Annotated in this window: 11 protein-coding genes; 4 read left to right on the top strand and 7 right to left on the bottom strand. The window is 66.9% G+C overall.

Features of this window, described 5'->3' with window-relative positions:
- Window positions 1–5 precede the first annotated feature (5 nt).
- The 7 genes from IEX05_RS06970 to IEX05_RS06940 form a co-directional block, all read right to left on the bottom strand.
- The gene (locus IEX05_RS06970; protein ID WP_188700640.1) at window positions 6–1,295 is read right to left on the bottom strand and encodes a thymidine phosphorylase; all 1,290 of its coding nucleotides are present in this window, start codon (window positions 1,293–1,295) and stop codon (window positions 6–8) included.
- Between the two features lie 3 nt (window positions 1,296–1,298).
- Window positions 1,299–1,697, bottom strand: coding sequence for a cytidine deaminase (locus tag IEX05_RS06965; protein WP_188700639.1), 399 nt, complete (start codon window positions 1,695–1,697; stop codon window positions 1,299–1,301).
- A gap of 3 nt (window positions 1,698–1,700) precedes the next feature.
- The gene (locus IEX05_RS06960; RefSeq protein WP_188700638.1) at window positions 1,701–2,981 is read right to left on the bottom strand and encodes an ABC transporter permease; all 1,281 of its coding nucleotides are present in this window, start codon (window positions 2,979–2,981) and stop codon (window positions 1,701–1,703) included.
- Window positions 2,978–4,213: an ABC transporter permease gene (locus IEX05_RS06955; protein WP_188700637.1), complete on the bottom strand. Its 1,236-nt coding sequence runs from the start codon at window positions 4,211–4,213 to the stop codon at window positions 2,978–2,980. The genes IEX05_RS06960 and IEX05_RS06955 overlap by 4 nt, the downstream gene beginning before the upstream one ends.
- Window positions 4,210–5,733 (bottom strand): ABC transporter ATP-binding protein, encoded by a 1,524-nt coding sequence (locus tag IEX05_RS06950; RefSeq protein ID WP_188700636.1) that lies wholly within the window; start codon window positions 5,731–5,733, stop codon window positions 4,210–4,212. The genes IEX05_RS06955 and IEX05_RS06950 overlap by 4 nt, the downstream gene beginning before the upstream one ends.
- 79 nt (window positions 5,734–5,812) lie before the next feature.
- On the bottom strand, window positions 5,813–6,934 hold the full coding sequence (locus tag IEX05_RS06945; protein ID WP_188700635.1) for a BMP family lipoprotein: 1,122 nt from the start codon (window positions 6,932–6,934) through the stop codon (window positions 5,813–5,815).
- Between the two features lie 168 nt (window positions 6,935–7,102).
- Window positions 7,103–8,215, bottom strand: coding sequence for a mannose-1-phosphate guanylyltransferase (locus IEX05_RS06940; RefSeq protein ID WP_188700634.1), 1,113 nt, complete (start codon window positions 8,213–8,215; stop codon window positions 7,103–7,105).
- Between the two features lie 180 nt (window positions 8,216–8,395).
- Here IEX05_RS06940 and sdhC point away from each other — a divergent pair, with 180 nt between their 5' ends.
- From sdhC to IEX05_RS06920, 4 genes are read left to right on the top strand one after another with little or no spacing between them, the layout of a single operon-like run.
- Window positions 8,396–8,830, top strand: a complete 435-nt coding sequence (gene sdhC / locus IEX05_RS06935) for a succinate dehydrogenase, cytochrome b556 subunit (RefSeq protein WP_229661185.1) — start codon at window positions 8,396–8,398, stop codon at window positions 8,828–8,830.
- Window positions 8,830–9,273, top strand: coding sequence for a succinate dehydrogenase hydrophobic membrane anchor subunit (locus tag IEX05_RS06930; RefSeq protein ID WP_188700632.1), 444 nt, complete (start codon window positions 8,830–8,832; stop codon window positions 9,271–9,273). The genes sdhC and IEX05_RS06930 overlap by 1 nt, the downstream gene beginning before the upstream one ends.
- Window positions 9,274–9,296: 23 nt before the next feature.
- Window positions 9,297–11,123 (top strand): succinate dehydrogenase flavoprotein subunit, encoded by a 1,827-nt coding sequence (gene sdhA, locus IEX05_RS06925; RefSeq protein ID WP_188700631.1) that lies wholly within the window; start codon window positions 9,297–9,299, stop codon window positions 11,121–11,123.
- Window positions 11,123–11,881, top strand: coding sequence for a succinate dehydrogenase iron-sulfur subunit (locus tag IEX05_RS06920; RefSeq protein ID WP_188700630.1), 759 nt, complete (start codon window positions 11,123–11,125; stop codon window positions 11,879–11,881). Before sdhA ends, IEX05_RS06920 begins: the two co-directional genes overlap by 1 nt.
- The last annotated feature ends 28 nt before the right edge of the window (window positions 11,882–11,909 follow it).

Genomic DNA, 11,909 nt, shown 5'->3' with positions numbered 1-11,909 from the left:
GGGACTCAGGCGGCGGCGATGCGCTCGCGCACGATCGGGGCGACGTCGGGTGCGGCGTCACCGATCTCGTAGGATCCCGCAAGCGCGTCGAGGGCACGATCGAAGCGTGCGGGATCGTCGGCGTTCAGCGTGAACAGGGGGTCGCCCTTCCGCACCGAATCGCCGGGCTTCGCGTGCATGTCGATTCCCGCGGCGTGCACGACCGGGTCCTGGGCACGCGCGCGGCCGGCGCCGAGGCGCCAGGCGGCGATGCCGACGTCGTACGCGTCGAGACGCGTCATCACACCGTCGCGATCGGCGGTGACGACGTGCGTCTCCTTCGGGCTCGGCAGCGGTGCGTCCGGATCCCCGTCCTGGGCGCGGATCATTGCGCGCCACACATCCATCGCGCGGCCGTCCCTGAGCGCCTCGGCGGGGTCCTCGTCGATGCCCGACATCTGGAGCATCTCGCGGGCGAGCGCGACGGTCAGCTCGACGACATCGGCGGGTCCGCCGCCGGCGAGCACCTCGACGGACTCGCGCACCTCGTTCGCGTTGCCCGCCGTGAGGCCGAGCGGCGTCGACATGTCGGTCAGCAGCGCGGTCGTGTTCACGCCGGAATCGGTGCCGAGAGCGACCATCGTCTCGGCGAGTTCCTTCGCCTTGGCGTAGTCCTTCATGAACGCGCCGGAACCGAACTTCACGTCGAGCACGAGCGATTCCGTGCCTTCCGCGATCTTCTTCGACATGATGCTCGACGCGATCAGCGGTATCGCCTCGACCGTGCCCGTCACGTCGCGCAGCGCGTAGAGGCGCTTGTCGGCGGGCGCGAGGCCGGATCCGGCGGCGCAGATCACCGCGCCGACGGGACCCTGCATCTGGGCGAACATCTCCTCGTTGGATAGCGCCGCGCGCCACCCCGGAATCGACTCGAGCTTGTCGAGCGTGCCGCCCGTGTGACCGAGTCCGCGGCCGGAGAGCTGCGGCACCGCGACGCCGTAGGCGGCGACGAGGGGCGCCAGGGGCAGGGTGATCTTGTCGCCCACGCCGCCCGTCGAGTGCTTGTCGGCGGTGCGCTTGCCGAGACCGGCGAAGCTCATCCGCTCGCCCGATGCGATCATCGCGTCGGTCATCACCCGGATCTCATCGCGGGTCATGCCGTTCAGGAGTACGGCCATCGTGAACGCCGACATCTGCGCGTCCTGCACGTATTCCCGCGTGTATGCGTCGATGAGCCAGCGCAGCGCGGGCTCGGGGACGGATCCGCCGTCGCGCTTGATCCGGATGATGTCGACGGCGTCGAAGGGTTCGGCCATGAGTTACTTCACCTTCTCGAGGTCGCGCGGCCCGAACGCGTCGGGCAGGACCTCGTCGATCGTGCGGATGCCGGAGACGGTGTCGAGCAGCGTCTCGGCGGTCGAGTGTTCGTAGAGCAGCTGACGGCAGCGCCCGCACGGCATGATGACGTCGCGCTCGCCGTTCACGCAGACGAAGGCGGTCAGCTTCCCTCCGCCCGTCATGGCGAGGTTCGAGATCAGGCCGCACTCGGCGCACAGCCCCACCCCGTAGGAGGCGTTTTCGGTGTTGCACCCGGAGACGATGCGGCCGTCGTCGACGTACGCCGCCGCTCCGACCTTGTAGTTCGAGTAGGGCGCGTAGGCGCACTCCATGGCCGTGATCGCGGCCTCGCGCAGGCGCGTCCAGTCGATGTCTGGCATGGTTTATCCCTTGATGTACGGCTCGCCCGAGGCCGCCGGCGGACGCGAACGTCCGACGAGGCCCGCGACGGCGAACAGCGTGACGACGTAGGGCAGCATCAGCATGAACTGGCTCGGCACGGGCGAGCCGATCACGGAGAAGATGCCCTGCAGGTTCGTGGCGAAGCCGAACAAGAGCGCCGCAAGCGTCGCGCGGATCGGATCCCACTTGCCGAAGATCACGGCAGCCAGCGCGATGAATCCCGCGCCTCCCGTCATCTCGCGGCCGAACTGCGGATTCGACACGAGCGTGTAGAACGCCCCGCCCATGCCCGCGATCGCGCCCGCGAGCATCACATTGCGGTAGCGGATCGCGGCGACCTTGATTCCGACGGTGTCGGCCGCCTGCGGGTGCTCACCCACGGCCCTCAGGCGCAGACCCCATCGAGTGCGATATAGCCCGTACCAGACGACGGCGACGACGACATACATCAGGTAGGTGATGATGGTCTGGCGGAACAGAACCGGACCGATCACGGGGATCTCGCTCAGGAACGGAATCGGCAGTGTCGGGAACACGTTCGGTGCGTTGAACTTCGCGGGGTCGTCGCTCATCACCGTGCTGAAGAAGAACGTCGTGAGACCGATCACCAGCACGTTCAGCACGACACCCACGATGATCTGACTCACGTAGTACGTGATGGCGAAGACCGCGAGCACGAGCCCGACGAGAAGTCCGGCGATCATCGCGGCGATCAGCCCGAGCCACGGCGTCCCCGTGACGGTGCCGATGAGCGCGGCGGTGAACGCGCCGGCCAGCAGCTGGGCTTCGATCGCGATGTTGACGACGCCGACGCGCTCACCGATCACGCCGCCGAGGGCACCGAAGATCAGGGGCGTTGCGAGCGTCAGGGCTCCGCCCAGCAGACCGATCATCGGCAGGTTCGCGCCCGCCGACGCCCACGTCAGGAAGCCCACCAGGAGGACGATGACGTATGCCGTGACCAACCACAGCGGGATCCGGCGACCGGCGCGCGTCCAGACGATCGCCAACGCCGTCGCCGCTGCCATCAGAACGACGCACACCCACGCGGTGGGGTTCGACGGCAGCACGAGGTCCGGAACCTGGATCGCCGCGTCGGCGCTGCGCACGAGACGGAACGTACTCTCGCCTTCGCGGGGCGCGGCGATCGGGAGCAGTGCGAAGAGCACGGTGAAGACGGCGAAGATGATGGGCGTCTTCCACGAGCGCACCGCGACGTGGCGCTTCTCGTCGCTGACGACGGTCTCGGCGACGGCGCTCATGCCGACACCTCCTTCTTCGAACGAGACTTCTGCTTCTTGGTCTTCTTGCGGCGTCCGTCCTGCTGCGGCAACCCGAAGATCGCGCGCACGAGCGGTGGCGCGGCGATGAACAGAACGATGAGCGACTGCACGACGAGTACGACCTCGTTCGGCACCTGCTCGGCCGCCTGCATCCAGAATCCGCCGGCCTTGAACGCACCGAAGAGCAGCCCGGCGAAGAGAATGCCAACGGGAGTGGAGCGCCCCAGGAGCGCGACCGTGATGGCGTCAAAGCCCATGCCCGCGTCGATGTCGCCACCGAAGCCGGTGGGCACGGTGCCGAGAACCTGGGTGACGCCGGCGATGCCGACGAGTCCACCGGCGATCAGCATGACCGTCACGTAGGACCGGCCCACGTTGATACCCGCCGTCCGAGCGGCCGCGGGGTTCTCCCCCACGGCGCGGAGCCGGTAGCCGAGGCTCGAGCGCTCGAGCAGCCACCAGGTGAAGATGACCGCGACGACAGCGAGGATGAGGCCCGCGTGGAGGCTGAAGCCGTCGCCCAAGAGCTGCGGCAGGCGAGCCGAGTCGGCCATCGCCGCTGTCTTCGGGTTCCCTGATCCCGGCGCCTGCAGAATGCCCTGCGTGGCCAGCATCCAGGCCAACAGGTAGAAGGCGATGTTGTTGAGCATGATCGTGAGGATCACCTCGTGCGCGCCCGTCTTCGCCTTCAGCAATCCCGCGATTCCCGCCCAGATGCCGCCCGCGACGACGCCCGCCACGATCGCGACGACGAGGTGCAGGCCCACCGGCAGGTCCATGTACGCACCGACATAGCCCGCGGCGGCGGCGGCCATGAGCATCTGGCCCTGACCGCCGATGTTGAACAGGCCCGCGCGGAATGCGAGCCCCACACCCAGCCCCGCAGCGATCAGGGGCGTTGCGAACTTCAGCGACTCGGTCAGAGGCCGGATTCCCGCGGCGAAGGTGTCGGCCTCGGTGTTGTAGATCGCGCCCTGGAAGAGCGCGACGTAGGCACCCGAGGCCGCCTCCCATACCGCCGCGAAGGTGTCTCCGGGACGGGCGAAGAAGTAACCGGCCGCGGCCTGCACTCCGTCGTCGGTTACGGCGATGAGGATGGAGCCGGCGATCAGCGCCAGTACGACGGAGAACACGGCGATGAGGCCGTTTCCGGTCGTGATGGCGCGGAAAGCCCGGTGCCAGCGGGATCGCTGCTTGTCGGCGGCGTTCATTCCGCCACCTCCGATGCGGTCTCGTCGATCATGCCGGCCATCATCAGGCCGAGGGTCTCGCGCGGAGTATCGCCGGGCACGATGCCAACGACCTTTCCGCGGTACATCACCATGATGCGGTCGGCGAGGGCCGTCGCCTCATCGAGCTCGGTAGAGATCACGATGACGGGGATGCCGCTGTCACGGGTCGCAACGATACGGGTGTGAATGAACTCGATGGATCCGACGTCGACACCGCGGGTGGGCTGCGCAGCAACGAACAGCGAAAGGTCTCGGCTCAGCTCGCGCGCGAGAACGACCTTCTGCTGATTGCCGCCCGACAGCCGCCCCGCGGCCTGCTGCGGTCCCTGGGTGCGGATGTCGAACTCCGCGATCTTCGCTCGCGCAAAATCGTCGAGCGCGCGCCGCTGCACATTTCCGCGCGACACGAACGGCGCTCCGTGCGAGCGATCGAGCATGAGGTTCTCCGCGATGGAGAACTCCTTGACAAGGCCATCCACGCTGCGGTCCTCGGGGACGAATCCGACGCCCGCGTCGAGGATCTCCCGGACGGATCGTCCGATGAGCTCCTGCCCGTCGAGGCGCACGCTACCGCTCACGCGTTCCTGCAAGCCTACGAGTGCCTCGGTGAGTTCGGTCTGGCCGTTGCCCTGCACACCGACGATCGCGAGGGTCTCGCCGCCGCGCACCGTGAACGATACGTCATCGACGGTGACCTGCCCGGTCTCGTCGGTGACCGTCAGGCCGTCGACGACCAGCGCCTCCGCTCCGAGCGCCGGCGCGTTCTTGCGAACGGTCAGTTCGACCGCCCGACCCACCATGAGCGACGCGAGTTCCTCGTTCGTCGCCGTCGGCGACGCGGTACCCACGATCTTCCCCAGGCGCACCACCGTGATGCGATCCGCGACCGCGCGCACCTCCCGCAGTTTGTGCGTGATGAAGACGATCGACGTACCCGCGTCGCGAAGTTGGCGCATCGTGGCCATGAGCTCGTCGGTCTCCTGCGGCGTGAGAACGGCGGTCGGCTCGTCGAAGACCAGGACCTTGGCGTCGCGCGACAGTGCCTTGATGATCTCGACGCGCTGCTGCACGCCCACCGGCAGGTCCTCCACGACTGCGTCGGGATCGACGTCGAACCCAAAGCGGTCGGAGATTTCCCGCACGCGGGCGCGCGCCGCCGCCAGGTCGAGCCGCCCACCGAAGGAGGTCTGCTCGTGGCCCAGCATGACGTTCTCCGCCACCGTGAAGACCGGGATCAGCATGAAGTGCTGGTGCACCATGCCGATGCCGGCCGCCATCGCGTCGCCGGGGCCGCTGAAGTTCTGCACGACATCGTCGAGCAGAATCTCGCCCTCGTCGGCCTGATAGAGGCCGTACAACACATTCATCAGCGTCGACTTGCCCGCGCCGTTCTCGCCGAGGAGCGAGTGGATTTCGCCGGGCTCGATCGTGAGATCGATGTGGTCGTTGGCTGTCAGCGCGCCGAATCTCTTCGTGATGCCGCGCAGTTCGAGCTTCATAGTTCCTGATCCTATTCCGGAGCGTCACACATGACGAGGGGAGGTCGGCGCCAGCCGGCCTCCCCTCGTTGTCGAGTAATCAGCCCAGGTACGAAGCGACCTCGAGCTCACCCGAGATGATCTCCGCCTTCAGGGCCTCGACCTCCTCGAGGAGCGCGGGGTCGACCTTGTCCGCGAAGTTGTGCAGATCGGCGATTCCCACGCCGTCGTTCTCCAGGGTTCCGACGTACGCCGTCGGGTCGAAGGAACCGTCGGCGCTCGCCATGACGGCCTCGTACGTCGACAGGTGCATGTTCTTGAGGATCGACGTCAGAACGAAGTCGGCGGTCGTCGGGTCACTCTCGAAGAGGTCGGCGTCCGCGCCGATAAGGGCGATGTCACGATCGGCTTCCTTGATCGCCTGCAGCGCCGACTGGTAGATCGGACCGCCCACCGGGAGCAGCACGTCGACGCCCTGGTCGATGATGTTCTGCGCGACGGTCTTCGCCTCCGGGCCGGCTTCGAAGCCGCCCGTGAAGGAGCCGGTCTCGCCGTCCCAGCCGACGACCTCGACGTCCGTGCCCTTGACCTCGTTGTAGTGATCGACGCCCTGCTTGAAGCCGTCCATGAAGATCGTGACGGTCGGGAACTCCTGGCCGCCGAAGGTACCGACCTTTCCGGCCTCCGAGTACCCGGCCGAGAGGTAGCCGGCGAGGAACGCGGCCTGCGCGGTGTCGTAAAGCAGCGGCTTGATGGTCTCCGCGTCCGCCTTACCGTCGAAGTCGGCATCCGCCGCATCGTCGATCAGGATGAAGTCGATGTCCGGATTGCTGTTCGCCGCGTCGATGGTCGCCGGGGCGAGCGCAAATCCGACGGACGCGATCGCGCTGCAACCCTGAGCGACGAGCGCGTTGAGGTTCGGTGCGTAGTCGGTCTCGGCATTCGACTCGACCTGCTTGAACTCGACTCCGAGTTCGTTCGCCGCCTCTTCCACGCCCTCGAGCGACAGCTGGTTGAACGACTTGTCATCGAAACCGCCGAAGTCCGAGACGATGCAGGGCAGGAAGTCCGAGGTCTCGCCGCCAGCGTCGGCCGGGGCCGAGGCCTCGCCGCTCTCGGCCGGTGCCGGGGTCTCCTCCGGTGCCTCGCCACAGGCGGCGAGCAGCAGACCTGCGCTGACAACAGCGATGGCACCGAATGCCGAACGCTTGATCATGTTCATGACTGATGTCCTCCAGGGATCTCACGCCTCGCCGCGCGCCCGAGTTGTGGGCAGTGCCGTCCGAAGCGATGTGCTCACGCTATCGCGGCAAAACTGAGCGTTTCGAGAGGCGTACGGGCGCCGAGACGCGATAGTTATATTCGCGAGAGCACGAAATCCCCGGAGGGATCAGAGAACGCTGTCTCGACCGTTGTTCTGCAGGGAGCTCACCGTCTGCTTCACGCGCTGCGCGTGCTCGCTCGTCGTCACCAGAAGCGCGTCCGGCGTGTCGACCACGATGATGTTATCGACGCCGATCATGGCGATGACGCGATCCGTCTCCGACACGACCAGAGCCGTCGCGTTGTCCCCCAGGACGTCCTGGTTGCTGCCCAGCGTCGTCACGCCCTCGCGCCGCCCATCGCCGACGAGCGTCCAGAGGCTCGCGAAGTCGCCGACGTCGTCCCAGTCGAACTGGCCGGGGATCACGGCCAGTCGGCCCTTCTCGGCCGCGGGCTCCGCGACGGCGTAGTCGATGGCGATCTTCTTCAGCGTCGGCCAGACGCGGTCGACGACCTCGTCGCGCGACGGCGTGTCCCACGCGTCCGCGATCTCCATCAGGCCCGCGTGCAGCTCGGGCTCGTTCGCCCTCAGCTCGTCGAGGAGCACGTCAGCTCGCGAGATGAACATCCCCGCGTTCCACAGGTAGGAGCGGTCGGCGAAGTATTCACGCGCGGTCGCGAGGTCGGGCTTCTCGACGAAGCGCTCGACGAGCGCCGCCATCGGCGCGTCATCGATGACGAGCTCGTCGCCCGTCTTGATGTATCCGAAGCCAACCGCGGGTTCCGACGGCTGGATGCCGATCGTCGCGATGTATCCCTCGCGGGCGGCCGCGATCGCCTGGCGCACCGTGAACTCGAACACCCGCTGGCGCTTGATCACGTGGTCCGCGGCGAAGGATCCGATGACGACGCCGGGATGCCGCCGCTCGAGGATCGCCGCCGCCAGGCCGATGGCCGCCGACGAATCGCGGGGATCCTGCTCCATGAAGACGTTGTCGAGGTTGACGTCGGGCAGATCCTCCTCGACCTTCGGACCGTGCGCGCGCCCCGTGACGACCGTGATCCGCTCGGCGCCCGTCAGGGGCAGCAGGCGATCCCAGGTCATCCGCAGTAGCGACGCCCCCGCACCCGTGAGGTCGTGCAGGAACTTGGGCGACTCGGCGCGCGAGAGCGGCCAGAGGCGGGATCCAATCCCCCCGGCTGGGATGACAGCGTAGAAGTCGTCGATCGGGTCAGACATGGCCCCCACGGTAGCCGACGAAGCTGTCGTCCTACGGGCGCCTCGCGGTGCGAGCCCAACTTAGGCGAGCCTACATCGAAGGTTCCGAACGCGGGGAGTACCCTAAAAAGCATGGCCCAGTCGCGCGCCGAGCTTGGCGTGCCGTCGGGCAGAGCCACCATCATCTCAGAGAGGACAATCGTGTCCGCACCTGCGCGTCAGACACCGGACGTGTCCCAGACCACCTCGAAGGTTCCGCGCGGCACCCTGTATCGCGGCCGCGAGGGCATGTGGTCGTGGGTCCTGCACCGGATCACCGGAATCGCCATCTTCTTCTTCCTCCTGGTTCACGTGCTCGACACGGCGCTGATCCGGGTCTCGCCCGAGGCGTACAACGCCGTCATCGGTCAGTACCAGACGCCCATCATGGGCTTCGGCGAGGTCGCCCTGGTCGCCGGTATCGCGTACCACGCGTTCAACGGCCTGCGCATCATCCTCATCGACTTCTGGTCGAAGGGCGCGAAGTACCAGCGCCAGATGTTCTGGTGCGTCATCGTCGTCTGGATCGTGACGATCGCGGGCTTCGCCGCGCGCCACATCCCGAACGTTCTCTCGCACATGGGTGGTGGTCACTGATGAACGCGTCCGCACTCGACGCACCGCGCACTCCGCAGCGCCGTAAGGGGTCGAACCTCGAAAAGTGGGGCTGGCTCTACATGCGTCTCTCCGGCGTGCTGCTGATCGTGCTGATCTTCGGCCACCTCTTCGTCAACCTCATGGTCGGCGAGGGCATCTCGGCCATCAGCTTCGGCTTCGTCGGCGGCAAGCTGTCGGATCCGTTCTGGCAGTGGTGGGACGTGCTGATGCTGTGGCTGGCGTTCATCCACGGTGCCAACGGCATGCGCACCGTCGTCAACGACTACGTGCTCAACACCAAGGTCCGCGCGACCCTCGTGTGGATCATCGGAATCGTCGCAGCGCTCATGATCCTCCTCGGCACGCTCGTCGTGTTCACCTTCGACCCGTGCCCGGCCGGCTCCGACCCCGCCCTGCTCGCGTCATTCTGCTCTGAGCTCTGAACCTCGAACGGAACCACATTCTTATGACGAATAAGTACCCCGACGCAGAGTTCAAAGACGGCGTCTACTATCACCAGCACGACGTCGTCATCGTCGGCGCGGGCGGCGCAGGCATGCGCGCGGCCATCGAGGCCGGCCCCCACGCAAAGACGGCGGTCGTCACCAAGCTCTACCCGACTCGTTCGCACACCGGTGCCGCACAGGGCGGGATGGCCGCGGCCCTCGCCAACGTCGAGGAAGACTCGTGGGAGTGGCACACCTTCGACACCATCAAGGGCGGCGACTACCTCGTCGACCAGGATGCGGCCGAGATCCTCGCGAAGGAGGCCATCGACGCGGTCATCGACCTCGAGAACATGGGCCTGCCCTTCAACCGCACGCCCGACGGCAAGATCGACCAGCGCCGCTTCGGCGGTCACACCCGCGAGCACGGCAAGGCGCCGGTGCGCCGCGCGTGTTACGCCGCCGACCGCACGGGTCACATGATCCTCCAGACGCTGTACCAGAACTGCGTCAAGCTGGGCATCAACTTCTTCAACGAGTTCTACGCCCTCGACCTCGTCACGACGAAGGACGAGAACGGCAAGACCCGCGTCGCCGGCATCGTGGCGCTCGAGCTCGCCACGGGCGACCTGCACGTCTTCCAGGCGAAGTCGGTCGTGTTCGCCTCGGGCGGCTTCGGCAAGATGTTCAAGACCACCTCCAACGCGCACACCCTCACGGGCGACGGCGTCGGCATCGTGTGGCGCAAGGGCCTCCCCCTCGAGGACATCGAGTTCTTCCAGTTCCACCCGACGGGCCTCGCCGGCCTCGGCATCCTCCTCACCGAGGGCGCCCGTGGTGAGGGCGCGATCCTGCGCAACGCGTCGGGTGAGCGCTTCATGGAGCGTTACGCGCCGACGATCAAGGACCTGGCCCCGCGCGACATCGTCGCCCGCTCCATGGTCAAGGAGGTCCTCGAGGGCCGCGGCGCCGGCCCGAACAAGGACTACGTCTACCTCGACTGCACCCACCTGGGCGCCGAGGTTCTCGAAACCAAGCTCCCCGACATCACCGAGTTCGCCCGCACCTACCTGGGCGTCGACCCGGTCGTCGAGCCGGTTCCCGTGATGCCGACGGCCCACTACGCGATGGGTGGCATCCCGACGAACAACGAGGGCGAGGTCCTCGCGAACAACGACGAGATCGTCCCCGGACTGTACGCGGCGGGCGAGTGCGCCTGCGTCTCCGTCCACGGATCCAACCGCCTGGGCACGAACTCGCTGCTCGACATCAACGTGTTCGGCAAGCGCTCCGGCCGCAACGCCGTGGCGTACGCGAAGACGGCCGACTTCGTGCCGCTCCCCGCGGATCCCGCGAAGGAGGTGCGCGACATGGTCGAGCGCCTGCGCAACTCCAACGGCACCGAGCGCATCGCGGACATCCGCCGCACGCTGCAGGAGGAGATGGACAAGAACGCGCAGGTGTTCCGCACCGAGGAGACCCTGACGAACGTTATGGGAACGATCCACGAGCTGCGCCAGCGCTACATGAACGTCTCGATCGACGACAAGGGCAAGCGGTTCAACACCGACCTGCTCGAGGCCATCGAGCTGGGCTTCCTGCTCGACCTCGCCGAGATCGTCGCCTACGCCGCGCGCAACCGCAAGGAGAGCCGCGGCGGCCACATGCGCGAGGACTACCCCGACCGCGATGACGCCAACTACATGAAGCACACGATGGCGTACCTCACGGGCGACCCGCACTCGCCGAACCCCGAGGACCACATCACCCTGGATTGGAAGCCCGTCGTGTTCGTCAAGAACGACGAAGGCGAGCTCCGCTACCCGCCGAAGGAGAGGAAGTACTGATGTCCGCAGCTGTGGCAGAAGCACCTGCCGAGGAGCAGGCAATCCAGTCGTACCTCGTCACCTTCATGGTGCGTCGCTTCGACCCGGAGAAGGACAGCGAACCCCGCTGGGTCGACTACGACGTCGAGATGTACCCGACCGACCGCGTGCTCGACGCGCTGCACCGCATCAAGTGGGACGTGGACGGCTCGCTCGCCTTCCGCCGCTCCTGCGCGCACGGCATCTGCGGATCCGACGCAATGCGGATCAACGGACGCAACCGCCTCGCATGCAAGACGCTGATCAAGGACCTCGACATCTCGAAGCCCGTCTACGTCGAGGCGATCAAGGGCCTTCCCCTCGAGAAGGACCTCATCGTCGACATGGAGCCGTTCTTCGCGTCGTTCCGCGAGGTGCAGCCGTTCCTGCAGTCGCGTTCGACGCCCGAGAAGGGCAAGGAGCGCATCCAGTCGGTCGCGGATCGCGAGCGTTTCGACGACACCACGAAGTGCATCCTCTGCGCCGCGTGCACCTCGTCGTGCCCCGTGTTCTGGACCGACGGCCAGTACTTCGGTCCGGCCGCCATCGTCAACGCGCACCGCTTCATCTTCGACTCGCGTGACGACGAGTCGCAGGTGCGCCTCGACATCCTCAACGACAAGGAAGGCGTGTGGCGCTGCCGCACCACCTTCAACTGCACCGAGGCATGCCCCCGCGGCATCGAGATCACCAAGGCGATCGCCGAGGTGAAGCAGGCCGTCCTGAAGGGCGGCCGCTGAGCGGATCCGCTGACGAAACGGGGCCCGA

The sequence above is a fragment of the Microbacterium nanhaiense genome (assembly GCF_014646015.1).
In the GTDB taxonomy this organism is placed as follows: domain Bacteria; phylum Actinomycetota; class Actinomycetes; order Actinomycetales; family Microbacteriaceae; genus Microbacterium; species Microbacterium nanhaiense.
This window is presented reverse-complemented; position numbering and strand designations above follow the sequence as displayed.